19 protein-coding genes are annotated in these 25,751 nt (G+C 61.7%); 7 read left to right on the top strand and 12 right to left on the bottom strand.

The window, feature by feature from the left end; all coding sequences use genetic code 11:
* Position 1: 1 nt before the first annotated feature.
* From dnaJ to GVL52_RS12275, 3 genes are all read right to left on the bottom strand, one after another.
* Positions 2 to 1,132 carry a molecular chaperone DnaJ gene (dnaJ, locus tag GVL52_RS12265; RefSeq protein ID WP_160007354.1) on the bottom strand — a complete coding sequence of 377 codons (1,131 nt, stop codon included), beginning with the start codon at positions 1,130 to 1,132 and terminating at the stop codon, positions 2 to 4.
* Positions 1,133 to 1,217: 85 nt separating this feature from the next.
* Positions 1,218 to 3,134: a molecular chaperone DnaK gene (gene dnaK, locus GVL52_RS12270; protein ID WP_160007356.1), complete on the bottom strand. Its 1,917-nt coding sequence runs from the start codon at positions 3,132 to 3,134 to the stop codon at positions 1,218 to 1,220.
* Positions 3,135 to 3,371: 237 nt separating this feature from the next.
* Positions 3,372 to 5,849 carry a transglycosylase domain-containing protein gene (locus GVL52_RS12275; RefSeq protein ID WP_160007358.1) on the bottom strand — a complete coding sequence of 826 codons (2,478 nt, stop codon included), beginning with the start codon at positions 5,847 to 5,849 and terminating at the stop codon, positions 3,372 to 3,374.
* A 303-nt stretch (positions 5,850 to 6,152) separates the two neighbouring features.
* Here GVL52_RS12275 and GVL52_RS12280 point away from each other — a divergent pair, with 303 nt between their 5' ends.
* Positions 6,153 to 6,470 (top strand): hypothetical protein, encoded by a 318-nt coding sequence (locus GVL52_RS12280; RefSeq protein WP_160007360.1) that lies wholly within the window; start codon positions 6,153 to 6,155, stop codon positions 6,468 to 6,470.
* A gap of 196 nt (positions 6,471 to 6,666) precedes the next feature.
* Positions 6,667 to 6,849, top strand: a complete 183-nt coding sequence (locus GVL52_RS12285; protein ID WP_160007362.1) for a hypothetical protein — start codon at positions 6,667 to 6,669, stop codon at positions 6,847 to 6,849.
* 337 nt (positions 6,850 to 7,186) lie between these two features.
* On the opposite strand, the gene GVL52_RS12290 is transcribed toward GVL52_RS12285, so the two are convergent.
* The 3 genes from GVL52_RS12290 to GVL52_RS12300 all read right to left on the bottom strand — a co-directional run bounded on the left by GVL52_RS12290 (position 7,187) and on the right by GVL52_RS12300 (position 10,424).
* Positions 7,187 to 7,714 carry a hypothetical protein gene (locus GVL52_RS12290; protein ID WP_160007364.1) on the bottom strand — a complete coding sequence of 176 codons (528 nt, stop codon included), beginning with the start codon at positions 7,712 to 7,714 and terminating at the stop codon, positions 7,187 to 7,189.
* Between the two features lie 133 nt (positions 7,715 to 7,847).
* A complete protein-coding gene (locus tag GVL52_RS12295; RefSeq protein ID WP_160007366.1) occupies positions 7,848 to 8,567 on the bottom strand; it encodes an SH3 domain-containing protein in 720 nt (239 codons plus the stop codon).
* A gap of 468 nt (positions 8,568 to 9,035) precedes the next feature.
* Positions 9,036 to 10,424 carry a M20/M25/M40 family metallo-hydrolase gene (locus tag GVL52_RS12300; RefSeq protein WP_160007368.1) on the bottom strand — a complete coding sequence of 463 codons (1,389 nt, stop codon included), beginning with the start codon at positions 10,422 to 10,424 and terminating at the stop codon, positions 9,036 to 9,038.
* Between the two features lie 208 nt (positions 10,425 to 10,632).
* Between GVL52_RS12300 and GVL52_RS12305 the strand changes: the two genes are divergently transcribed.
* Entirely contained in the window at positions 10,633 to 13,023 is a 2,391-nt protein-coding gene (locus GVL52_RS12305) for an EAL domain-containing protein (RefSeq protein WP_160007370.1), read from the top strand.
* 184 nt (positions 13,024 to 13,207) lie between these two features.
* Entirely contained in the window at positions 13,208 to 13,624 is a 417-nt protein-coding gene (locus tag GVL52_RS12310) for a DUF1801 domain-containing protein (protein ID WP_200847809.1), read from the top strand.
* Positions 13,625 to 13,638: 14 nt separating this feature from the next.
* Here the strand turns inward: GVL52_RS12310 and greA are convergent, their stop codons facing one another.
* From greA to GVL52_RS12330, 4 genes are all read right to left on the bottom strand, one after another.
* Positions 13,639 to 14,121: a transcription elongation factor GreA gene (gene greA, locus GVL52_RS12315; protein ID WP_160007374.1), complete on the bottom strand. Its 483-nt coding sequence runs from the start codon at positions 14,119 to 14,121 to the stop codon at positions 13,639 to 13,641.
* Positions 14,122 to 14,303: 182 nt separating this feature from the next.
* A complete protein-coding gene (locus tag GVL52_RS12320; RefSeq protein WP_160007376.1) occupies positions 14,304 to 14,573 on the bottom strand; it encodes an antibiotic biosynthesis monooxygenase in 270 nt (89 codons plus the stop codon).
* Positions 14,574 to 14,910: 337 nt separating this feature from the next.
* Positions 14,911 to 15,828: an MYG1 family protein gene (locus GVL52_RS12325; RefSeq protein WP_160007378.1), complete on the bottom strand. Its 918-nt coding sequence runs from the start codon at positions 15,826 to 15,828 to the stop codon at positions 14,911 to 14,913.
* A 502-nt stretch (positions 15,829 to 16,330) separates the two neighbouring features.
* Complete coding sequence (locus GVL52_RS12330; RefSeq protein ID WP_160007380.1) at positions 16,331 to 16,747, bottom strand: MarR family winged helix-turn-helix transcriptional regulator; 417 nt, start codon at positions 16,745 to 16,747, stop codon at positions 16,331 to 16,333.
* Between the two features lie 699 nt (positions 16,748 to 17,446).
* Here GVL52_RS12330 and polA point away from each other — a divergent pair.
* From polA to GVL52_RS12350, 3 genes are all read left to right on the top strand, one after another.
* A complete protein-coding gene (gene polA / locus GVL52_RS12335) occupies positions 17,447 to 20,443 on the top strand; it encodes a DNA polymerase I (protein ID WP_160007382.1) in 2,997 nt (998 codons plus the stop codon).
* 272 nt (positions 20,444 to 20,715) lie between these two features.
* On the top strand, positions 20,716 to 23,388 hold the full coding sequence (locus GVL52_RS12345) for a DNA translocase FtsK (RefSeq protein ID WP_244619157.1): 2,673 nt from the start codon (positions 20,716 to 20,718) through the stop codon (positions 23,386 to 23,388).
* 269 nt (positions 23,389 to 23,657) lie between these two features.
* Positions 23,658 to 24,815 (top strand): protein kinase, encoded by a 1,158-nt coding sequence (locus GVL52_RS12350; RefSeq protein ID WP_160007384.1) that lies wholly within the window; start codon positions 23,658 to 23,660, stop codon positions 24,813 to 24,815.
* Between the two features lie 135 nt (positions 24,816 to 24,950).
* Here GVL52_RS12350 and GVL52_RS12355 read toward each other — a convergent pair whose 3' ends face one another.
* A complete protein-coding gene (locus GVL52_RS12355) occupies positions 24,951 to 25,355 on the bottom strand; it encodes a type II toxin-antitoxin system VapC family toxin (RefSeq protein ID WP_160007386.1) in 405 nt (134 codons plus the stop codon).
* A complete protein-coding gene (locus GVL52_RS12360; protein WP_160007388.1) occupies positions 25,355 to 25,585 on the bottom strand; it encodes an AbrB/MazE/SpoVT family DNA-binding domain-containing protein in 231 nt (76 codons plus the stop codon). Before GVL52_RS12360 ends, GVL52_RS12355 begins: the two co-directional genes overlap by 1 nt.
* Positions 25,586 to 25,751 lie beyond the last annotated feature (166 nt).

Below are 25,751 nucleotides of genomic sequence, written 5' to 3' on the forward strand. Positions count from 1 at the left end.
ATCAGCCTTCGAAGAATTCCTTCATGCGGGCAAAGAAGCCCGTCGATTCCGGATTGTTTTCTTTCGAAGACAGTTCCTCGAACTCCTGCAGCAACTCGCGCTGACGCTTGGAAAGCTTCTGCGGCGTCTCGATCTGGATCTGGATGTAGAGATCGCCGGTCTGGCTGGAGCGCAGCACCGGCATGCCCTTGGCCTTCAGCCGGAACTGCTTGCCGGCCTGGGTGCCCTCGGGAACGGTGACGCGCGACTTGGTGCCGTCGAGCGTCGCCACGTCGAAGGTGCCGCCAAGCGCTGCGGTCGTCATCGAGATCGGGATGGCGCAATAGAGATCGGCGCCATCGCGCTGATAGAACTCGTGCGGCTTGACCGACAGGAAGATATAGAGATCGCCGGCCGGACCACCGCGGGTGCCGGCTTCGCCTTCGCCCTGCAGACGGATGCGGGTGCCGTCCTCGATGCCCGACGGGATGTTGACGGAGAGCGAACGCTCCTCGGTGACGCGGCCCTGGCCCTGGCACTTGGTGCAGGGGTCGGGAATGATCTGGCCGCGGCCGTGGCAGGTCGGGCAGGTGCGTTCGACGGAGAAGAAGCCTTGTGCCGCGCGCACGCGGCCGGAGCCCTGGCAGGTGCCGCAGGTCTTCGGCTGGGTGCCGGGCTTGGCGCCGGAACCGGAACAGACATCGCAGGTGATCGACGTCGGTACGCGGATCTGCGCGGTCTTGCCGGCGAAGGATTCTTCCAGCGAGATTTCCATGTTGTAGCGAAGATCGGCGCCGCGTTCGCGACCGCCTGCCGAGCGCTGCCGCTGCCGGCCGCCGCCCATCATCTCGCCAAAGATGTCTTCGAAGATATCGGAGAAACCGCCGCCGCCGGCAAAACCGCCGCCACCGCCGCCCATGCCGCCATGCTCGAATGCTGCATGACCGTAGCGGTCATAGGCCGCGCGCTTTTGCGGATCCTTCAGCGTCTCGTAGGCTTCGTTGATTTCCTTGAACTTGTGCTCGGCGGTGTGATCATCCGGATTCTTGTCCGGATGGAACTTCATCGCCAGCTTGCGGAAAGCGCTTTTCAGCTCTTTTTCGTCCGCCGTCTTGGCGACACCCAGCGTTTCGTAAAAATCGGCTTTTGCCATTAAGGATCAGACCCCGGAAATGGATTTCCGGCTGCCATGGTAAGCAGCCGGAATGTCAGTGTCGAACGTGAGCGCTTCGGCCCGCTTACGCGGTCTTCTTGCGATCGTCGTCCTTGACTTCTTCGTAGTCGGCATCGACGACATTGTCGTCACCGGCTTCGGCAGAGGCATCGGCAGGGCCGGCTTCGGCCTGCTGTGCTTCATAGATCGCCTGACCAAGCTTCATGGAGACTTCCATGAGGGTCTGGGTCTTCGCCTTGATGTCTTCAGCGTCCGGCTCGGAGGCTTCCGTTGCAGACTTCAGCGCGGCAATCGCATCGGAGATCGCGGTGCGGTCGGCTTCGGTGACCTTGTCGCCATATTCCTTCAGCGACTTCTCGCTGGAGTGAACGAGGCTTTCGGCCTGGTTCTTGGCTTCAACGCCTTCGCGACGGGCCTTGTCGGCTTCCGCATTGGCTTCGGCGTCCTTGACCATCTTTTCGATGTCGGCGTCAGACAGACCACCGGAGGCCTGGATGCGGATCTGCTGTTCCTTGCCGGTGCCCTTGTCCTTGGCCGAAACCTGGACGATGCCGTTGGCGTCGATATCGAAGGTGACTTCGATCTGCGGAACGCCACGCGGTGCAGGCGGCAGGCCAACGAGGTCGAACTGGCCGAGCAGCTTGTTGTCGGCAGCCATTTCGCGCTCGCCCTGCGAGACGCGGATGGTGACGGCCTGCTGGTTGTCGTCAGCGGTCGAGAAGCTCTGCGACTTCTTCGTCGGGATCGTGGTGTTACGCTCGATCAGACGGGTGAAGACGCCGCCCAGCGTTTCGATGCCGAGAGACAGCGGGGTTACGTCGAGAAGCAGAACGTCCTTGACGTCGCCCTGCAGAACGCCGGCCTGGATGGCGGCGCCGAGTGCCACGACTTCGTCAGGGTTGACGCCCTTGTGAGGCTCCTTGCCGAACAGCTGCTTGACGACTTCCTGGACCTTCGGCATGCGGCTCATGCCGCCGACGAGAACCACTTCATCGATTTCAGCAGGCGTGACGCCAGCGTCCTTCAGAGCAGCCTTGCACGGAGCAATGGTGCGCTGGACCAGATCGTCGACCAGGCTTTCGAGCTTGGCGCGGGTCAGCTTCAGCGTCAGGTGCTTCGGGCCGGTGGCATCAGCGGTGATGAACGGCAGGTTGATTTCGGTCTGCTGTGCGGAGGACAGTTCGATCTTGGCCTTTTCAGCCGCTTCCTTGAGGCGCTGCAGAGCGAGCTTGTCGCCCTTGAGGTCGATGCCGTTGTCCTTCTTGAATTCGCCGACGAGGTATTCGACCAGACGCATGTCGAAGTCTTCACCGCCGAGGAAGGTGTCGCCGTTGGTCGACTTCACTTCGAAGACGCCGTCGCCGATTTCGAGGATCGAGATATCGAAGGTACCGCCACCCAAGTCGTAAACGGCGATGGTCTTGCCGTCCTTCTTGTCGAGACCGTAGGCGAGCGCGGCTGCCGTCGGCTCGTTGATGATGCGTAGAACTTCGAGGCCGGCGATGCGGCCTGCGTCCTTGGTTGCCTGGCGCTGTGCGTCGTTGAAGTAGGCCGGAACGGTGATGACGGCCTTTTCGACCTTTTCACCGAGATAGGATTCAGCGGTTTCCTTCATCTTCTGAAGGATCATCGCGGAGATCTGTGCAGGGGAATAGCCCTTGCCGCGTGCCTGGACCCAGGCGTCGCCATTGTCGCCGTTGACGATTTCGAAGGGAACGAGGCCCTTGTCCTTGGCAACGGTCGGATCGTCGTAGCGGCGGCCGATGAGGCGCTTCACTGCGAACAGCGTGTCCGTTGGGTTGGTGACTGCCTGGCGCTTGGCAGGCTGGCCGACGAGGCGTTCGCCATCTTCGGAAAACGCAACGATCGAAGGCGTCGTGCGCGCGCCTTCGGCGTTCTCAATGACCTTCGCGTCCTTGCCGTCCATGACTGCGACGCAGGAATTCGTCGTTCCAAGGTCGATACCAATTACTTTTGCCATGTCATTCTCTCCTTGAAGCAAGCTGTCTGAACCCCGGGAAGGCATTTCAATGACAGCCCCTTACGGGATGGGTCTTTCGGATTAAACGCAATCGTGATTGCGGTGATGGGGCGTATATAAGGAGCAGTTTTCTCGACTGCAAGGCGGGAAATGGCCTGAAAACCAGCAAAAGAAGCCAACAGCAATTAATTTTCGTCGTCGGCCAAAAGCTGCGTTTTTTGTTGCGCGACTAAGTGCTTATTGGCCCATGATCAGGTCGAGAAGCGTCGTGCGCTTCGGACGGGGTTGCACCTGCTGCTGCTCACCGCCGATATCGCCGGGCGGCAGCGCGCTGCCATAGCCGTAGCCATCGTCTTCCGCGACATCGGCCGGCGGCACCGGACCGCCATTGGACGGCGCCAGCTGCTGGCGATCGGGGCGCACCGGCGCCTGCGGATATCGGCTCTGCTCATCGCCCGAGCCACCGAAAACGCCGGATATGATGCTGCCGATGGTGCTCGGCTCCTCGACCGGCTGCTGCATGCCGCCGGCGGTGCCGGTCATGTTGCCGTTCATGTTACCGTTCATGTTAACTGGCGCATTCGGATCGGCAGACGCCATCGGCTGGCCGTTATCGACCGGCGCGCCGGGATTGACGAACTGGCCGCCGCCGAACAGCGGCGCCGGCGACAGGCCCTTGTGGGCGGCGATCATATATTCCTGCCAGGCCTTGGCCGGGAGGCCACCGCCCGTCACCTTCTTCATCGGCTTGCCGTCATCATTGCCGAACCAGACGCCCGTGGTCAGGTTGCTGGTGAAGCCGACGAACAGCGCATCGCGGGAATTCTGCGTGGTGCCGGTCTTGCCGGCCGCCTGCCAGCCCGGCAGCTTGGCGCTGCGGCCGGTGCCCTGGTCGATGACGCCCATCATCATGGCGTTCATGTTGGCGGCGATCGCTTCGGACAGCACGCGCGGCGGGCTGTCATAGGTGTTTTCGTAGAGAACCTTGCTGCCGTCGGCCGTCGTCACCCGGCGGATCACATGCGGCGTCGCCTTGTAGCCGCCATTCATGAAGGCGGCATAGGCGCCGGTCAGTTCCATCAGCGAGACTTCCGAGGTGCCGAGCGCGATCGAGGCATTCGGCTGCAGTTCGGACTCGATACCGAGACGATGTGCCAGCTTGATCACCTGATCGGGGCCATCATACATCACCAGCTGGGCGGCAACCGTGTTCAGCGATTTCGCCAATGCCGTCGCCAGCGTCACCTGGCCGCTGTATTTCTTCTCGTAGTTCTCCGGCGTCCAGTCACCGATGCGGATCGGTGCGTCGTTGAAGACGGTGAACGGCGTCAGGCCCTTTTCCAGCGCGGTCGCGTAGACGAAGGGCTTGAACGAGGAGCCCGGCTGGCGCTTGGCCTTGACGGCGCGGTTGAACTGGCTGTCGGCATAATCGCGACCGCCGACCAGCGCGCGGATGGCACCGGTACCGTCGATCGAGACGAGGGCGGCCTGCGAGGCATCGAGCTTGGCGCCATCCTTGCCGAGGACATCAGTGATCGATTGTTCGGCGCGTTTTTCCAGCGTCTTGTCGATTGTCGTGTCGACGATGATGTCTTCCTTGACGTCGCCGATCAGCGCCGGCAGTTCGTCCATCACCATGTCGGCGACATAGTGACCGGCACCATCCCAGTAGCGCTTGGCCTTGGCCGGCGTCTGCGACATCGCGGTCTTCACTTCGTCGTCGGAGATGAAACCCTGGTCGCGCATCGCCTGCAGCACCACCTGGGCGCGGGCGTTTGCGGCTTCCGGATCGCGGGCCGGCGACAGGCGCGACGGCGCCTTGACGAGACCGGCGAGCAGCGCCGCCTCACCGAGGTTCACGTCACGCGCGGACTTGTTGAAATAGCGCCGCGAGGCGGCCTCGACGCCATAGGCATTGGAGCCGAAGAAGACGCGGTTGAGATACATCGCAAGGATCTGGTCCTTGGTGTATTTCTGCTCCAGCCAGAAGGCGAGCAGCACTTCCTGGACCTTGCGTTCCAGCGTGCGATCCGGCGACAGGAACAGGTTCTTGGCGAGCTGCTGGGTGAGCGTCGAGCCGCCCTGCACCATGTGGCCGGTGGTCAGGTTGGTGATGAAGGCACGCGCGAGACCGAGCGGATCGACGCCGAAATGCGAATAGAAGCGACGATCCTCGATGGCGACGATTGCCTGCGGGAGATAGGGCGACATGTCTTCGAGCGCCAGGGCCTCGCCGCCTGTCGTGCCGCGGTTGGCGATGATGCTGCCATCGACCGAGGTGATCTTGACGTTGGGCGGGCGGTCCGGGATCGCCCAGGTGCTGGCGCTCGGCATGCGCGAGCCATAATAGAAGACCAGACCGGCGACGCCGATGCCGGCCCAGATGCCGAGCACGATGCACCAATAGATGAGCCTGCGGATCAGGCCGAAGAAGCCGAGGCCTTCGCGCTCCGGCGCCCGGCGCTTGCTGCGGCGGCGCGGCTGGTCGCGGTAACGGGGCTCCTCGTCGCGGTTGTCACGGTAACGGGCAGCATCGGGTTCGCGGCGGGTTGGCGCAGGGTCGCGGCGCGATTGTTTCGCCGCAGGCTTTTTGGCCGGACGGCCGCCGGCGACGCGGTCATCGGCACCGAGCGAGAAGTCGTCATCATCATCACGGCGTTCGCGGCCATTGAAGGATGGTTCGATTCTATCGCCTGATTTGCCCCTGCCCGCCATCTAAGCCCTGATAAACCCCGTCTTCGCTGCAAACAGACGTTTGCGTTGCATTTGCCAGCCCTCGGCTGCGGCGACCGCATCGTGCTGGTCGCATCTTTACCCGGTTGAACTTTAAATGCGGCGATTTAAGGGGGAGTTAAGACCTCGTTATCCAAAGGCAAAAGCTTTCGACACCAGCGTTTTCATGGCAGACGCCCCACACATTCCTCGCCGCAATAATGCCCAGTTTGGTTCAGCTCCCATTCACCCGATGGGCCCTCTAATCCACGGGCAAGGGACTTGCAGAATGAGTGAGGTGCAGAGATGCGCAAGACAATGATCGCCATGGCGATTGCTTTAAGCGGGTTTGGTGTTTCGGTTGCCGAAGCCATGCCGATCGGTGCCGTTCAGAGCGGCGCCACCAACAATGTCGTCCAGGTCGATTACGCCTGCGGCCGCGGTTTTCACGTCACCCCCTGGGGCGATTGCAGGCCGAACTGGCGCCGCCCGCCGCCACCGCGTTATGAGCGCCGCTACGAGCGCGCCTATGGCTGGGGTCACCGCCCGCCGCCACGCCACGGCTGGCGCGACGGTCGCGGCCATCGCCCGCCGCCATGGGATCGCGGCTACGATCGCTACTGAAGGAGCGACGCTCCCGGACGCCAGGAGGCCCGTGCGATCTGCCCGGGCCTTTTTTTTGACAGTCGGCAGGCGTACGTAGGCGTGTGAGCCCCGCGATTTCGGCATGGCTGCCATTCGTTGCGGTGGTCACAAATCTGACATATAGCAAGCCGATTGCGCCTGATATTAGCGCACAGCGCGCACTATGTAGGCAGACATGACCATCAATTCAGCAAATACAGACGATTTCCGGCCCAGAGAAATCTGGAGCGTGCATGAATTTGCCCGCCGCCATCGGCTGTCGAAGATGGAAGAAAGCCGGCTGAAGATGCTGCATGGCCCGTTTGCGGAGATGCGCGAGTTGATGGCCGCGCGAGAAAACACAGCTTCCGCCTGGTAGGAGGGAACCATTTCCTTGCTGATCGATTATCTCAACAGCGAGGCATGACGCTTCGCAGCAGGTTGGCCGTCTCCCCTCAAAACGAGCCGACCGAATTCAGGCCCGGCGTCTCTCAGGAGCGTCGGGCTTTTCGTTTTGACTGATTTTGACAGTGGGACGAGTGGCCCCCGCTCTCGAATGAGCTGAAACTCTTGACTTTTACCAGTGCAATCATCATGTTTTATTCAGGCAGGCTGACTTTCGAGGTCGCTGTCATGTCAACCAAGGCGGCAGCGCTCTGGTCTCGTACACCACGGTAATGGACACCTGCACATCAAGGCCCGGCTTTTGCTGGGCCTTATGTATTTGGTATGCGCCTCTTCTCATAGAGACACATTCGAGCGAAATAGCTCAGGGTTCTGCGGGATATTGTCTTGCTATCGATTGCTTTCGGGTGAGCCGAGAGGATCTCCATCCGCACGGAGCAATCATCGGAACGTGGCTGAAGGCAGTATACGACCGCCCAGGTGCGACCGTCGGCCATCTCAACGAAGACGAGGTTGTCGATCCCGCCATAGCTTCGAGAAACGTGGGTCAAGGCGTTTTGGCTGATCTTCGATCTGATCGCACCGCCGAGCGCCTTGGACATTTCATAGCGGTCACCGTCGAACGTTCGCTTGGAGCCATGCTGGTCGAGCACGTGGTGCTTTTCCCCATGCCTGGTTCTTTCCGTGTAGACGTGGTTCGAAAAGACCACCTCCACAACGAGGTCGGTCCCGGCCACAATCCCCTTGCCCGCAATGGCTGTCGTAAACGCCTGCAAGTGGGTCAGGTCGCATAGAGTTCCTTCAACATTGATCGGCAGATGGTCTGTTGGAATGGTCACGCAGATTCCGTGCCTGCAGGGATGATCACCATCAACCTGTAGGTTGCGTTCCAGAGAGTTTCAACTGCACCAAAAGATCCCGATCAATCCTCAATCCATGAAAAAGGGCGACCTTTCGATCGCCCCTTTGCTTTTATTGCCGGTTGGGATTGCAGTTCGGATCGCCCGGCTGGCAGGCGGGTGGCCGGCGGCGGTCATGGTTGCCGCGATTGTCGCGTCTGACGTCGCCCTGGTTCTGGTCGCGGCGGGCGTCGGGCTGGCGGTTGTCCGGACGGCGGTCAGGGCCACGGTCGGCGCCTGGCTGGCCCGGGCCACGGCCAGAATCAGGTCCGCGGCCCGGGCCATTGCCGAAACCGGGGCCATTGTCGAAACCGGGGCGCGGACGGCCGGGGCCGTTGTCGAAATCCGGGCCCCTGCCGGGAGCGGGACGCACGACCGGGCGGTCATAGACCGGGTTGCGGCGCCAGCGATCGCGCTGACTGTAGAAGTCGCGGTTGCGATAATTGCGATCCCAGTAGCTATCGACGCTGAAGACCACCGTCGGAATGCCGAGCGGGCGGTAATACTGCGGATCGACATAGACGCGGCGCTGCTGGTAGAGCGCCTGCACATAGCGGCCGGCGACCCAGCCGCGGCCATTGTAGAACTCGACGTCACACCATGGCACATCGGCAAGACAACCGTGGATCTCGACGGATTCGCCAGCCGGAATGACCGTTACCGCCGGATACTGCGTGCTCGGGCCGGCCCGCATGTTGACATTGGCGGTGGCAAAACCTTCTGCCGCCTCAGCGAGCGCCGGGGCCAGCAGCAAGGCTGCAACGGCTGTGATCTTCATCAAAGTGGTTTTCACTCTTGCACTCCCTTGCGGGCGCGGCAGACGTGCCGCACCTCCGTTTTTCAAGCCTTGGCGGCCTGTTCAAGACAACAGTCATCAGCTTCCCGACCAAAATTGGGCGAGAGAGATTCAACTTTTCTTTCAATGACTTATATCGCCTTCCGATGAACGCAGCTTGAACGGGCCGAGGGCGGCGCACTTGAAATGCGGCTGTCGCATGCCGATGTGGGGATCATCAGTTGCAGCGGACCGATCGCTGTGCGGCGCCCAGCGCCTGCAAGGATTGGTCAGTCTGTTCGCGGGATCTGCGTTAACGTTTCGTTAACCTATCGCGGGCAATCTAGCTGCAATATTCGCTTCCTCCTTGACCACGGATGTACTGGCACTGATGCGAAGCGAGTGACGAAAGGCCGGTTTTAACCCGGCCTTTTTGTTCATCTGGCGCCCCGATTTTCGTCGGTGCGCCTTTTTCATTTCATCCGCTCAGGCAGCCAGCGCTTCCATGATGCGGATCCAGGAGCGGATGCCCTTGTGATAGGACGTCAGCTCGTATTTCTCGTTGGGCGAATGGATGCGGTCGTCGGCAAGGCCGAAGCCGACCAGCAGCGATTCCATGCCGAGCATCTTCTGGAAATCGCCGACGATCGGAATCGAGCCGCCCATGCCGATGACGACCGCGGGCTTCGGCCATTCGTCGGAGAGCGCCGTCTTCGCCTTGGTCAGCACCGGCGAATCGTAGGACAGGTGGATGGCCGGCGAGCCGCCATGCGGATGGAACTCGACCGAGCAATCGGCCGGGATCTTCGATCTGACGTAAGCGCGGAAGCTGTCGCGGATGGCGGCAGGGTCCTGGGTGCCGACGAGACGGAAGGAGACCTTGGCGGAGGCCTTGGCGGCAATCACCGTCTTGAAACCTTCGCCGGTATAGCCGCCCCAGATGCCGTTGACCTCTGCGGTCGGGCGGGCCCAGGTGAGCTCCAGCACCGAGCGGCCCTTTTCACCGGATGGAACCGACAGGCCGACGTCGCCGAGGAAGCCTTCGGTGGTCAGGCCGAGCGTTTCCCAGGAGGCCTTGATGTTCTCAGGCGTTTCCTCGACACCGTCATAGAAGCCATCCAGCGTGATCCGGCCGGTGTCGTCGTGCAGACCAGCGAGCACCGAGGTCAGAATATGGATCGGGTTGGCGGCAGCACCGCCGAACAGGCCGGAGTGCAGGTCGCGGTCGGCAGCGGTGATGACGACTTCCTCGCCGACCAGGCCGCGCAGCGCGGCTGCGATTGCCGGCGTGTCGCGGTCCCACATGCTGGTATCGCAGACCAGCGCATAATCGGCCTTCAGCTCGGCGGCATTGGCCTCAAGGAACGGCTTTAGCGATGGTGAGCCGGATTCCTCCTCTCCCTCGAACAGGATGGTGATGCGGCAGGGGAGCGCGCCGTTGATGTCCTTGTAGGCGCGGCAGGCCTCGACGAAGGTCATCAGCTGGCCCTTGTCATCGGCGGTGCCGCGGCCGGTCAGGATCTTGCGGCCATCGGCAGCGTCCTTTATCGACGGCTCGAAGGGATCGTTGTCCCAGAGCTCGATCGGATCGACCGGCTGCACGTCATAGTGGCCGTAGAACAGCACATGCGGCGCGGAGGGGTTGGCGCCCGCGTGATGGGCGACGACCATCGGGTGGCCGGGTGTGTCGCGGACGGAGGCGTCGAAGCCGAGGCTCTGGAGATACTCGACCAGCCAGACGGCGGCCTTGCGGCAATCGCCCTTGTAGGCCGGATCGGTCGAGATCGACTTGATCCGCAGCAGGTCGAACAGCTTGTCGAGGCTCGATGGCAGGTTCTGGTCCGCACGCGCGAGGACCGGCATCAGGTCAGGCATTTCCGACTCCCTTTTGAAATCTCTCTTTTGAAATTTGCCGGACGATAGACCAAAGGCAGATCGCTTTCGAGGCGAAAAACGACGCAGGGGCATTCAAAAGAAAGGCCGCGGGACGCACGCCTCAGGACGCAACTCCACACCAGATGCAATTTACGGTTATTTAAGGAGATGCTTGATAACCTTCGAAAATTCGCGCTGGAGGTGGCAGATGTTTACCGTGATCGCCTGTATTCGTGACAATCATGACTGGCGGTTGATCATCGCCGCCGTGGTGGTCTGTTTCATCGGCAACCTCACCGCCATGCTGCTGTTTTTCCGGGCCCAGCAGTGCGACCGCGCGCAGCGGCGCAACTGGATCATGGCCTCGGCCTTTGCCTGCGGTGTCGGCATCTGGGCCACCCATTTTATCGCCATGCTGGCCTATGACGGCGGCTTTTCGATTGCCTATGACATGGGGCTGACCGCACTCTCGGTTGTGCTCGCGATCGTCGTGTCGTGGCTGGCGCTGCTGGTTGCCACCGAGGGCAGCAGCCAATATGCCTTCGCGCATGGCGGCGTGCTGATGGCGCTCGGCATCACCGCCATGCACCTGACCGGCATGCAGGCCGTCGAAGGCCAGGTCGACGTGCTGTTCAGCCCGACGGCAACACTGATCGCGCTTGCGATCGGCGCCGTGCTGGCCAGCCTGGCGTTCTTCTTCTTCCAGACGCTTTCCGGCGCGAAACGCCTGCTGCTTTCGGCAACCGCGATGGTGCTGGGTATTGCGGCCATCCATTTCATCTCGATGAGCTTCATCACGCTGGTGCCGGAACCCGGCCGGCAGGTGACGGCGGCTATCGTCGAGCCGAAGACGCTGGCAGCCATCGTCATGGGCATTTCGACCTCGCTGATCCTGATCGCGCTCGGTGCCGTGTTCCTGTCGAGCCACCTGACGGATCTCAAGGGTCTGGCGAATGCGACGATGGAGGGGCTGCTGGTGCTGTGCGAGGGCACGATCCTCGACGCCAACGAGCGGCTGCAGGAGATGTCGGGATGGCAACTCGGCGAATTGCGCGGCAAGCAGCCGGATTTCCTGCTGCTGCCTGCGAGCGGCATGACGGCCGCCATCAACCACGAGACGCTGCTGACCACCCGCACCGAGACGGAATTGCCGGTCGAGGTGATGGTGCGCAGGATGATCTATCGCGGCCGGGCCTGCGAGGTGCTCGCCGTGCGCGATCTCACCGAGCGCAAGCGGGCCGAACAGATGATCGAGCACCTGGCACAGCATGACGTGCTGACGGGTTTGCCGAACCGCTCGCTGTTCGACACCCGCCTGCGCCAGGCGATCCAGGTTGCGCAGCGCAAGCGCGGGCAGGTTGCGGTGTTCTATATCGATCTCGATCGGTTCAAGGCCGTCAACGACCTGTTCGGCCATGCCGAAGGCGACCGTATCCTTTGCAAGGTTTCTTCGATCCTGCAACGCGTCGCCGACGACAGCGCCACCATCGCGCGGCTCGGCGGCGACGAATTCGCCATCATCCAGAGCGGCAAGCCGCAGCCGGATGGTGCCCGCAGCCTGGCGGACGCGATCCTCGCCGGCGTGGCTGCCGAAATGGATGTCGCCCGCGACCCGACCGCCGTCGGCGTCAGCCTCGGCATTGCCGTCTACCCCGCAGACGGGCAGGCCGGCGAACTTTTGTGCGTCAATGCCGATACCGCACTTTACCGCGCCAAGCATGCCGGCCGCGGCACCGCCTGCTTCTTCGATGCGGAGATGGATGCGGCGGTGAAGGCGCGGCGCGAGATCGAGAACGAGTTGCGCCACGCAATCACCCGCAACCAGCTCTATGCACACTACCAGCCGATCCTCGACAGCCGCACCGGCAGCATCAGCGGCTATGAGGCACTGATGCGCTGGAACCGGCCAGGGCATGGCACAAGCGAACCCGAGGTATTCATCAAGATCGCCGAGGAGAGCGGCGTCATCGTGCAGCTCGGCGAGTGGGTTCTGCGCCAGGCCTGCACCGAGGCCGCGCGCTGGCCGCAGCCGCTGACGATCGCGGTCAACGTCTCGCCGGTGCAGTTCATGCTGCCCAACCTCTACGACCGGGTGGCGGCCATTCTCGATGAAACCGGGCTGGTCCCGCAGCGGCTGGAACTTGAGATCACCGAGGCGGCGTTCATGCGCGACCGGAGAGCGACGATCTCGACGCTGATGCGGCTGCACGAGCTTGGGGTGCGGATCGTCATGGACGATTTCGGCACCGGCTTCTCGTCGCTCTCCAACCTCAGGGCGCTACCGTTCGACAAGATCAAGGTCGATCGCAGCTTTACCGGCATTCTCGAACACGATGCGGCGGCCCGCTCGATCGTGCGCGCCATCATCGGCCTCGGCCACAGCCTCGGCATCCAGGTGGTGACCGAGGGCGTGGAGACCGAACTGCAACGGCAGATCGTCACCAACGAAGGCTGCGAACAGCTGCAGGGCCTCCTGCTCGGCAAGCCCGACATCGAGCCCAGCGTCAAGATGGCGGCGCGGGAAAGCTATCTCTCAGCGCAGGAGGACAACAGAAGCACGGTGCTGCGCTATCAGCCGGCGATACCGAAAGGGAAGTAGGTCAGGGCGGTGCGAACAGCCGTTGAGCATGCCCTTCCCCTGCCCGCGGGATTTCCTAACTTGAACACAGAACGAATGGGCCCAGGCGATGCGCTGGATCACACAGCCAAGCCAGTTGTCCGGCGAGCGGATGTGAACGGCTGGCCACTGCGATTGTGATGAGAGAGAGGACCGCATGGAAAACATGACGGGCAATGCGGCTGAGGGAGAAGCGTCTCCGTCGCAGCGGATCGATGCACGGATCACGGAGCTCAGCGACTGGCGAGGCGCGATGCTGGCGCGGGCGCGGGCGGTGATCCGGCGGGCCGACCCTGAGGTGACCGAGGAATGGAAATGGCGCGGGGTGCCTGTGTGGGAGCATGACGGCATTCTCTGCACCGGCGAGACCTACAAGGCCGTTGTCAAGCTGACCTTTGCCAAGGGTGCATCCCTCGATGATCCAGCCGGCCTGTTCAATGCCAGCCTGGAGGGCAACACGCGGCGGGCGATCGACCTTCATGAGGGTGATACGATCGAGGAGTCGGCGCTTGCCGCGCTCATCCTGGAAGCGGTGGCGCTGAACACGGCGGCGCGCGGCAAGCAGAAGCCGAAGGGCGCTTGAAGCGCGGAGCGACCTCAGGCGATAGCGATGATTTCCAGTTCCCTGTCGCCGGCGTCGATCACGTCGCCGACGGCCCTGCCCATCAGATAGCGGGCCACAGGCGAGACGAAGGAAATCGAGCCGGTCTTCGGGTCGGCTTCGTCTTCGCCGACGATGCGATAGGTCTGGATGCGGCCGTCGTCGCGGCTGAAGGTAACGGTGCTGCCGAAGGCGACAATGTCGGATGAGACGGGAGCCGGGACAAGTTGAGCGGTGTGAACCCTAGCGGCGAAATAGCGAAGGTCGCGCAAGGGGTTTGCGCCCTGGCGGCGACGTTCGTTGACGTCTTCGATGCCGGTCGTCGCATCATAGGCGGCGCGGGCCTGCTGCAGCTGCAGCTCCAACGCCTTCAGCCCGGCTTCCGTCACCAGGTTCGGATGCTCCGAAATCGGGCGGTCGGGCAGCAGGGTTTCCGAGGCAGTCTCGAAACTCTCTTCCTTGGTGAAGGCGACGGCCAATCTTCCACTCCGTTTGCGCGCGGGTTGCGCGTGTATCTCAGGGGCGCATGCCCCGCATGTCTGTCGGCGCATGCTTATACCGACAATGCGCAAGCTGCCAATCGCGATAGGTCAGGTGGCCGACGAGCATTGACCGCCAGGGCCACATTCCGCCGGTGGCAGACATCTGCTGGGGACTATTCCTATGCCTTGTCGGTGAGCCAGACTTTGGGGGCGCCAAGCACGCCACCGGTGCGCATCGCCGTTCTCAGCTCTTCGAGCTGGCCGAAAGCCTGGGCCGCTTCCAGCGTGGCGAACTCGTGGGTCACGGTCACATCGTTGGGATTGTCGGCAGCCCTGTAGACGGCATCGGCGATCACGCCATTGGCTTTCTGGACGGGGGCGAATGCATCGTAAGTCTTGCGCCAGGTGGCGTAGTCGGACACTTCATGCCTTACGAACAATGTCGTCATGTCATCCTCCCAAAATGGCATTTACAGATTTCGCCGGTCTAAATGTCGCTGGTCTAAATCGCGCGGGCCAAAACCGCCTGACCCGCCAGCTTCGGCGCCAACGACATTGCCCGGGCGCACCCGAGCGCAGTCTCAGCGTAACGCCTGCCGGCCGGCAGCCAGATCCGCAGCGTGTTGCGGAGCCGGCGCAAGCGTATCATGGAAAAGGTCTTCACGCGTGGGGAAACATCAAGCGTGCCGACAGGCCGGATCGTCCCGGCGTGCAGCCGACGCGCGGGATCAACCGGCGCTGGCGAGACAAGGCCTCGCTACGCCTATCGAGCCACCGCCATCCGGCTCAGGCGCTGGTGGCTTCCGTTACGGCGATCTCGGCCATGGCGAGTGCTGCTTCACGGGTCTTGGCGGCGGCAACGAAGCGGCCGTTGTGACAGAAGCTGGCGCCCTTGACGCCGGAAGCCGCTTCCAGATCGCCATTGGTGAGGCCTGCCCAGGCGGCGGGGAGATCGGCGCGGACCGCAAAACCTTCATCGTCGCGACGGATCGTGGTCAGGCACCAATCCTTGTCACGCGGGTGGACGACAAAGAGCAGGTGATCGGCACCGGCCTTGACGACAGCCGGGCGGAACGGCATTCCCATCGGCAGCTCGAGAACACGGTTTTCGCCGGCATCGACGATCGCCTGGTGAACGAGCGCCTCGGCACGCAATTTTGCGGCGCTCTTGGCGATCCGCGCCTCGACGAAGCTGCGGGCGATGGCAAGGGCGACGTGGAAAGCGCGATCGTCGGCCTCGGGGTCGGTCTCGTCGAAAACCGGCTTCAGCGCTTCCAGCAGTGCCGGCAGCGTCAGGCCTGCCAATGGCCCGGACGGGCTGAGCGCGCCATTGTCCATCAGATCGATCGGCAGCACGAAGCTCAGGTCGAATGAGGCATGTACCAGCTCGATATTGTCTTCGGGCAGGTTGCTGGCGGCCAGATAGTCGCGGCCGTAGTGCTTCCAGATCAATCCGAACGAGCTGTATGGCTGCTCATCGTCGCGCAACGGCGCGCCACGCTGATGATGGTCGAAGATCTGCGCTGCGGCATCATAAGCGCCGCCGACATCGTAGATGATACGGTCTGCACCAGGCGTGATCCATTCCGGCGAGCGGCTGCGGACGATGCGCGCGTCGGGAAACAGCCGGGTGAGGATGACGCTGGAGAGCAGCTCGTCGGCATGGAAGCCACCGGAATGGGTGACGAGGAAATCTGGGATCATGCCGGGATGGGCCTTGTTGTTTGCACTGGAGATGCGTGAGGTTCGCACTGGAGATGCTTGAGGTTCGCACCAGATAGCCCATTGCCGGAGGCCAACTCAACCCGTCATTTGCCGATTTGGCGCAGTTGTTGCTTTAGATACCGCGAATTGACGTCTTTCTTGCTTCGAAGACCACCGGCGTTTGCTACAGCCACCGGAACAGGGCTTTTCCCCTGCGGTCGATACGATGAAGGGCGATCGGTCCCGAGCGGCCGCTGGAAGTATCGAAGAGCCGAAGATTGGCGTTGCCCGCCACCAGCGCCAGGAAGCGCGGGCATCCGCGGATGGTGCCGCCGATCTCGTTCTCCGTGAAAATGCACGGCCTCGAGAGGGCCGTCCCATACACGTTCATTCGTCCACTTCTCGGCATGCGCAATTCCTATCGCTTTGCGCTTGCCTCTAAGCCAGCTGTGCTTCGCTGGTGTGACAGTTTTAAAATAGTTTGGGAGGGCTGGCTGGGCGCTTACAACTTCTTGGCATTCTCCAGCAGCCGGCGAATATATTCCAGCGTCAGTTCCCGCTCGAAGGTCTTGAAACCGTCGAACAGCGCGAGGTCGGCCTCGCGTGCGGCTGATACGGCGTCGTTTTCCATGGTCTTGGCGCGGGGTGTCAGGAACACCAGCTGGGCGCGCTTGTCGGTCGGGTGCGGCCGCCGCTCGATCAAACCATCGCGCTCCATGCGCGACAAGGTATTCGCCATCGTTGCCTGCTCGATATCGACACGAGCCAGCAGCTGCTTCTGCGTCAGTCCATCATCGGCCCACAATTCGAGGAGAACCGGGAACTGGCCCGGCGAAAAACCCAGCGTTGCCGCGCGCTGTTGCAGCGAGCGGGCAAAGCCCTTGGCCAGCTGACTGGCAAGATAGGCGCCAGAGTCCATTCGATCCGATCCCATGTTGCAAACTAGGCGCAAAACTCCGCCCCGAGCAATGCACAAATCGTATGCGATGCATCAAAAACAATTCATCCGCATTCATGAGGATTTCGCAGTCTGCGCACAACCAGAGCAAGCACTGCGTCCCCTGCTGCATTCTGCCTGCGCCGAAGGGTATCCATCTTCCCAACAGACGAAGCATCCGCAGTCACAAGGCTTGAGATAGTGCAGAAAAACAAAGCCGCCATAGCCTGGAGGTCCGGCTATGGCGGCTTCAAATTGGGGACAAAGGCCCGGAGAGGGGATGAGGCCTTTGTCCAAGTCCAATGCGGCGGGGGACGAGCCGGCAATCAGACCCTCGACGCGACCAGAAGTCATCGTCGGTGATATTTATTTGTAGTTCCGAATGTGGCTTTTCAAGGGAAAGAAAAGAATTGACTATTACATTTTGGTAACAGTCCAGTGATGGCGGCGACGCGATTACGCAGCGGGAGGCGGCAGCCGTCCGGCGAGGCGCTCCAGTTCGCTGACGCGGTCGGCCAGCCCTCTTTGAACGCAGCCACAATGTATGGGCTGAGAGAGCGCGAAACAAGCCGCTGCTATTGAGGGTATCGCTGCCTTTTCAAGGCATCGAAGCATGTGCGCAACCTTGCTTCCCCTTAACTTTATATGGACCTCCGGGGACTGCCGCGCTATCCATGCGCCATGAAAAAAGGCGATCATCTTTTCCTTGTCGACGGCTCCGGGTTTATCTTCCGTGCCTTCCATGCCCTGCCACCGCTGACGCGCAAATCGGACGGATTGCCCGTCGGCGCCGTGTCGGGTTTCTGCAACATGCTGTGGAAGCTTCTGACCGAGGCGCGCGACACCTCGGTCGGCGTGACGCCGACGCATCTGGCAGTCATTTTCGACTATTCGTCGAAGACCTTCCGCAAGGATCTCTACGACGCCTACAAGGCCAACCGCTCGGCACCGCCGGAAGAGCTGGTGCCGCAGTTCGGGCTGATCCGCCAGGCGACACGCGCCTTCAACCTTCCCTGCATCGAGACCGAGGGTTTCGAGGCCGACGACATCATTGCCACCTATGCCCGGCAGGCCGAGGCGCTCGGCGCCGACGTCACCATCGTCTCGTCGGACAAGGACCTGATGCAGCTGGTGACTGATAACGTCCACATGTACGACAGCATGAAGGACAAGCAGATCGGCATCGCCGATGTCATCGAGAAGTGGGGCGTGCCGCCCGAAAAGATGATCGACCTGCAGGCGATGACCGGCGATTCCGTCGATAACGTGCCGGGGATACCCGGCATCGGCCCGAAGACTGCGGCAACGCTCTTGGCCGAATATGGCGACCTCGACACGCTGCTTTCGCGCGCCACCGAGATCAAGCAGGAGAAGCGCCGGCAGACGATCATCGAGAATGCCGACAAGGCGCGGCTGTCGCGCGAACTCGTCAAGCTCAGGACCGACGTGCCGCTCGATATCGCCGTCGAGAGCCTGGTGCTGGAGCCGCAGGACGGGCCAAAGCTGATCGGCTTCCTGAAATCGATGCAGTTCACCAGCCTGACGCGGCGCGTGGCCGATGCCTGCGATTGCGATGCCAATGCGATCGATGCCGTCGATGTGGTCGTCGAGTGGGGTGCGAATGCGCATGGTCCTGATCTCGACGTCGAAAAGCCGGCGCCGGTTGCCGGTGGCACGCCCGAGATCGTCGGCGAGGCTGTTGCCGTGCCTGCGAGGGCCAATAGCGCAGTACCCGAGGGCAGCTATTCGCCGGTCGATTTCGCCAATGCGCGGGCCGAGGCCTTCGCCAACCTGCCGATCGACCATTCGCATTATGTGACGATCCGCGACGTGGCGACGCTGGACCAATGGATCGCCGAAGCGCGGGAGACCGGGCTGGTCGGCTTCGACACCGAAACCACCTCGCTGGATGCGATGCAGGCCGAACTGGTCGGCTTCTCGCTGGCGCTGGCCGATAACGCCAAGAGCCCCAACGGCACCAGCATCCACGCCGCCTATGTGCCGCTGGCGCACAAGACGGGCGTCGGCGACCTCTTGGGCGGAGGCATGGCCGAGAACCAGATCGCCATGCGCGACGCGCTGCCGCGGCTGAAGGCGCTGCTGGAGGACCAGTCGGTGCTGAAGGTGGCGCAGAACCTGAAATACGACTACCTCTTGATGAAGCGTTACGGCGTCGAGACCAGGAATTTCGACGATACGATGCTGATCTCCTACGTGCTCGATGCCGGCACCGGCGCGCATGGGATGGATCCGCTGTCGGAGAAATTCCTCAACCACAAGCCGATCGCCTACAAGGACGTGGCCGGCAGCGGCAAGTCGAATGTCACCTTCGATCTGGTCGATATCGACCGGGCGACGCGCTATGCGGCCGAGGATGCGGACGTGACGCTGCGCTTGTGGATGGTGCTGAAGCCGCGGCTGGCGGCCGAGAAGCTGACCACCGTCTATGAGCGGCTGGAGCGGCCTTTGCTGCCTGTTCTGGCGCATATGGAAGCGCGCGGCATCACCGTTGACCGGCAGATCCTGTCGCGGCTCTCGGGCGAACTGGCGCAGGGTGCGGCGGGGCTCGAGGACGAGATCTACAAGCTCGCCGGCGAGCGCTTCAACATCGGCTCGCCGAAGCAGCTCGGCGACATTCTGTTCGGCAAGATGGGGCTTTCGGGCGGCACCAAGACCAAGACCGGGCAATGGTCGACGTCAGCCAGCGTGCTGGAGGATCTGGCCGCGGTCGGGCTGGAGCTGCCGCGCAAGATCGTCGACTGGCGGCAGCTGACCAAGCTGAAATCCACCTATACCGACGCGCTGCCCGGCTATATCCACCCCGAGACCAAGCGGGTGCACACTTCCTACTCGCTGGCATCGACCACCACGGGCCGGCTGTCCTCGTCGGAACCGAACCTACAGAACATTCCGGTGCGCACCGCCGAAGGCCGCAAGATCCGCACCGCCTTCATCTCGACCCCCGGCCACAAGCTGATCTCGGCCGACTACAGCCAGATCGAGTTGCGGGTGCTTGCCCATGTGGCCGAAATCCCGCAGCTGACGCAGGCATTCGCCGATGGCATCGACATTCACGCGATGACGGCTTCGGAGATGTTCGGCGTGCCGGTCGAGGGGATGCCGTCGGATGTGCGCCGCCGCGCCAAGGCGATCAACTTCGGCATCATCTACGGCATCTCGGCCTTCGGCCTTGCCAACCAGCTGTCGATCGAGCGCTCGGAAGCCAGCGACTACATCAAGAAGTATTTCGAACGCTTCCCCGGCATTCGCGACTACATGGACAGTACCAAGCAGCTGGCCCGCGACAAGGGCTATGTCGAGACGATCTTCGGACGGCGAATCAACTATCCGGAGATCCGCTCCTCCAACCCGTCGGTGCGCGCCTTCAACGAGCGGGCGGCGATCAACGCGCCGATCCAGGGATCGGCTGCCGACGTGATCCGCCGGGCGATGATCAAGATGGAACCGGCGCTCGACGCAACGGGCCTTGGCGAGCGGGTGCGGATGCTGCTGCAGGTGCACGACGAACTGATCTTCGAGGTCGAGGACGCGGACGTCGACAAGGCGATGCCGACCATTGTTTCGGTGATGGAAAACGCCACCATGCCCTCACTGGAAATGCGGGTTCCGCTGAAGGTGGACGCGCGCGCTGCCAGCAACTGGGACGAGGCGCATTAGAGCGCCGTGCGTTTGTGCGGACGCACAAAAGACGCTCTAACTCTTTAAATCTACAGCATCGGCCCGAAAATCGGAATCGATTTTCGGGCCGATGCTGTAGGCGCTTCGTCCAAAAATCGCTAAAATTTTCTTTATCACGTAAGCCACTGAAACAGCTCGACTTATGCCTGACTGCCTGTGTCACACAGAGGCAATCGGAAGGAACTTATTAACCTTCATTTCCTAAGCCGGAAGAGGATAATAGTTGCTAATCATGAGTGAGTAGCTGTCGTATGCGCTTTCCTAGAACCAATCTGACCGATGCCGCGGAAATATCCTCGGAGATCGACGGCGAACAGCAGCATGAACAGGCTGGCGAAAAGCCGCCGCTGCCGATCTGGCAAAGCAACTTCTCGCTGGCCCCGAACGTGCGCTTCAGCCGCACGCCGGAAAGCCTGATGCACCCGCGCAAGCAACCGGCCGAGCCGGTGCAGCAGCGGGTGATGGAGCCCGAGCAGGTGATGGCGCCGGAGACATCCGTGCAGCCGGTGCGGGTCGCGCAGCCGGCGCAGCCCAGCCAGCCAGTGCAGGCCGCCCAACCGGTGCAGGCGAACGTCGCACAGCCGACCGCTTCGGTGGCGCCGCAGCCGCGCCAGGGCTTCGTGGCATCGCGGCCGCTGCCGGCCTCGTCGCAGGCGCAGGCTTCGCGCCAGGTCCAGCCGCAGACCCCGATCCAGCCGCCACGGCAGGCTTTCGTGCCACAGCCGATCCATGCGGCGCCGCGGGCGCCCGTGGTCGTCAACGTGCCGTTCGACGTCTACCAGCCGGAGCCGGTTGCTATCGCCGCGCCTGACGCAACGGGTGAAACGCATTTCCGCGCCTCGTCGCAGCTGTCGTCGATCTCGGATTTCGCCTTCTTTGAAGCGATGTCGTTCGAGGACGCCGAAGAGATCGCGCGCGCCCTGCCGCAGCTGGTGCAGCCGCAGACCGAGGCAGCACCTGACACGATGATCAGCCGCTTCCGCATCATGGAATGGCGCCCGGGCAAGCAGCCCGTGGTGGCGACGCCATACGCGGCGCCCGCCCCTGCCCCGGTTGCCATCGCACCTGTGGTCGTTTCACCGCCGGCTGCCGCACCGCGTGCGCAGGCCGCCGTCTTCTCCGGGCGCAAGCCGGTCCGGCCGCCTCTGGTGCCGGCACCCCGGCCGCAGCCTGCTGCCAGCGCGGCGCAGGTCCAGCCACAGGTTCAGGCCGTGGCGCAGCCGCAGGCTCAGTCGATTGCCCAGCCCATCGTCCAGCCCATTCTCCAGCCGCAGGCGCAGCCTGTTGCCATCGCTCCGCAGCCGATCGCGCCGGTGCCGGTGCGGGTCGCTGCCGTGACGCCGCTGGCGCCTGCCGCGCGGATGGCCACGCACAAGTTCGTGGCGGCGAAGGTCGATGCATCAGGCTATGAATTCCCGTCCAACTCGCTGCTGCAGGAGCCGCCGGAGCGGGTCGGCGAGATCATGTCGCAGGAAGCCCTGGAGCAGAATGCCGGGCTGCTGGAAAGCGTGCTCGAAGATTTCGGCATCAAGGGCGAGATCATTCACGTCCGCCCCGGCCCCGTCGTGACCCTTTATGAGTTCGAGCCGGCGCCGGGTGTCAAATCCTCGCGTGTCATCGGCCTCGCCGACGATATCGCTCGCTCGATGTCGGCGCTGTCGGCGCGCGTCGCGGTGGTTCCCGGCCGCAACGTCATCGGTATCGAACTACCCAACGTGCTGCGCGAAACAGTCTATTTCCGCGAGATGATCGAAAGCCAGGATTTCGAGAAGAGCGGCTTCAAGCTGGCGCTCGGCCTCGGCAAGACGATCGGCGGAGAGCCTGTGATCGCGGAACTCGCCAAGATGCCGCATCTGCTGGTTGCGGGCACCACCGGCTCGGGCAAGTCGGTGGCGATCAACACGATGATCCTGTCGCTGCTCTACCGGATGTCGCCGGAACAGTGCCGGTTGATCATGGTCGATCCGAAGATGCTCGAACTCTCCGTCTATGACGGCATTCCGCACCTGCTCACCCCCGTCGTCACCGACCCGAAGAAGGCCGTGATGGCGCTGAAGTGGGCGGTGCGCGAGATGGAAGAGCGCTATCGCAAGATGTCGCGGCTCGGCGTGCGCAATATCGACGGCTATAACGGCCGGGTATCGCAGGCGCGCGACAAGGGCGAGACCATCCACATCATGGTGCAGACCGGCTTCGACAGAAGCACCGGCGCACCAGTCGAGGAACAACAGGAACTCGACCTGACGCCAATGCCTTACATCGTCGTCATCGTCGACGAGATGGCCGACCTGATGATGGTCGCCGGCAAGGAAATCGAAGGGGCGATCCAGCGTCTGGCGCAGATGGCGCGTGCCGCCGGCATCCACCTGATCATGGCAACGCAGCGCCCGTCGGTCGACGTCATCACCGGCACGATCAAGGCCAACTTCCCGACCCGGATCTCCTTCCAGGTGACGTCGAAGATCGACAGCCGCACCATTCTCGGCGAACAGGGTGCCGAACAGCTGCTCGGCCAGGGCGACATGCTGCACATGCAGGGTGGCGGGCGGATTTCGCGCGTGCACGGACCGTTCGTGTCGGATGCCGAGGTCGAGAAGGTGGTGGCACATCTGAAGACGCAAGGGCGGCCCGAATATCTCGACACCGTCACCGCGGATGAAGAGGAAGAGGGCGACGAGGAAGACAGCGCCGTGTTCGACAAGGGCGACATGGCCGCCGAAGACGGCAACGACCTCTACGACAAGGCCGTCAAGGTGGTGCTGCGCGACAAGAAGTGCTCCACCTCCTACATCCAGCGTCGCCTCGGCATCGGCTACAACCGCGCCGCCTCGCTGGTGGAGCGGATGGAGAAGGAAGGGCTGGTGGGCGCCGCCAACCACGTCGGCAAGCGCGAGATCGTCAGCGGGCGTGGCGACGGGGATTGATGTTTCGCGGGTGGTGGATTGCGGCCAGGGGCGGCGGGTGACCGAGGTCCACCGCAACGCCTGGGAATGAGATTGTGGCTCGCCGTCGGGTGAGATAATTGGTGCCGGTACGCGGCGCCCGCTGCAATCGAATCGCGCGACGAATCGATACAACAGCACCTTGAGTTTCGGTCTTCTGTTGGTAGGCGTTTTCGGCCCCTTCCAGCCGAAACCCTGACATGCGATAAGTTCACTCCGACGCTGCAAAGCAGTTACTCGAGAGAACAGGCGTGGAAAGCAAGCACCTTCCTAAAACAATCGAATTTAATCGCCCCACAAAATACAAGGCCCTGAAACGTCTAGGTGCGGGTGCGTGCGGTGAAACAGTGCTCATCCATGACGAAAATATGGACTGTTATTTTGTCGCGAAGAAATACAGCCCATTTTTCACCCAAAGTGAATCGCCGGAAAATTTCGCAGAACTGCTCAAGCGCTTTAACTATGAAGCGCGCATATTGTTCAGATTGAATCATCCGAACATTGTGCGAGTCTACAGCTATTACGATTATGCGGAATTCCACACTGCATACATATTAATGGAGTACATTGACGGAGAAAATATAGTTGATTTCGCTCGCCGAAATCCATCGATGCTCGACACTATATTTGAAAAGATAATCGATGGATTCTCTCACCTTGAAGAGAAAAATATTCTGCATCGAGACATTCGACCGTTAAATATCCTTGTCGATCAAATTGGTAATCCTAAAATAATCGACTTCGGTTTTGGTAAGAGGTTGGAAGATGTCCCTGAGGATGCCGGTAAAAGTATAACGCTCAACTGGTGGTGCGAAACTCCGCCCGAATTCACGCGATCGATCTATGACTTTCAGACGGAAGTTTACTTTGTCGGCAAACTATTCGAACAGATAATAACTGCGGAAGGCCTCTCGGCCTTTAAATATTTAAAGCTCGTAAGGCTCATGTGTGAGCGAAACCGAGACAAACGTTATAGAACGTTTTCTGAGGTCAAGAATGCTGTGATCGCTGGGCAGTTCGAAGAGTTATCCTTCTCGTATGAAGAGACCAAGACTTATCGCAACTTCGCCAACGCCCTTTGTTATACGATATCATCCATAGACCCATCGGCAAAATACGAGCGGGACCATGACAAAATTATCCCAGCGCTTGAGGCAATATTTAGGCAATCGATGCTTGAGGAGCATGTCCCGATGCCAAATAAAATTGCGTCCGCATTTATTCGTGGATCATTTAAGTATTGGACAAATCGACACTTTGAAACCGAGAAACTTAGGGATTTTCTTTCCACCCTTAATTCTTTCCCTCCCGACAAGCAAAGCATCGTTCTAGAAAATCTCTTGACGCGACTTGACTCGGTGAAACGAACTAAGCCTCAATCAGATTTTGACGACGACATCCCTTTCTAAGCGCAAATCGCAAACACCTGAGCCGCTCATTTTTACTGGTAGTCGCCATGGCGTGTTCTTGTTGTGAATCCTTGGAAGAGGCGGCAGCTCGGCCCAGCCAATTTTAGCCGCGGCCAATTAGGGCACACTACCTCCTCATCGCCCCGGCGATATCAACTCGACGGTCGGGAAATAGGTTTGGTACCGACCGATATCGCGCGTCAGGATCGGCAGGTTCTGGACTGCGGCCTGCGCGCCGATGATGAAATCCGGGAGAACGCCGGTGCGCGAACCGCCGGCGTGGCGATAGCGGGTGAATGCCTTGCCGGCGAGGAATAGCGCAGCGCGCGGGATCGGTGCCCGGGTCAATTCCGCCAGGTCGATGAACGCATCGAGGTCTTCGATGCGATCGTAGCGGACCGCCAGTTCGGCATAGATGATGTCATTGATCAGCAACGGTCCGGCAAGGCTGGCCGCTTCGAGCTGGCCCAGCGACCAGTCGGCCCAGATCGGATCGTTGGTTGCGAGATCAAGCAGGACGTTGGTGTCGACCAGCACCATCACTCGCCACGCGTCAGCGCCATGATCGCGTCCGTATCCAGGCCATCTCCGGCGTGGCCGCGAAGCTTCTGGAAACGGCTTTCCGGGCGCTTCTCGTCGGCCCTTGTCAGCACCACGCTGCCGTCTGCGGCGCGATGGAAATCCACCTTGCTGCCGGGGGCGATGCCGAGCAGATCACGCACCGCCTTCGGGATCGTCACCTGCCCTTTTGATGTCACGGTGGTCGCCATGTCAGCCTCCCGGTAATACCTTAGCTGGATAGAGTAATACTCCTGGTTCGCGCGTTCAAGGGCCATCGCATCGCGCCAACGAGGGAACGAGGGAACGAGAGCTGAATGCAGCACAAAACGCCGCGCCGGAGAAATCTCCGCGACGGCATCAGGGTGGGAATGGGCA

The sequence above is a fragment of the Rhizobium sp. 18055 genome, from assembly GCF_902706285.1.
Classification (GTDB): Bacteria; Pseudomonadota; Alphaproteobacteria; order Rhizobiales; family Rhizobiaceae; genus Rhizobium.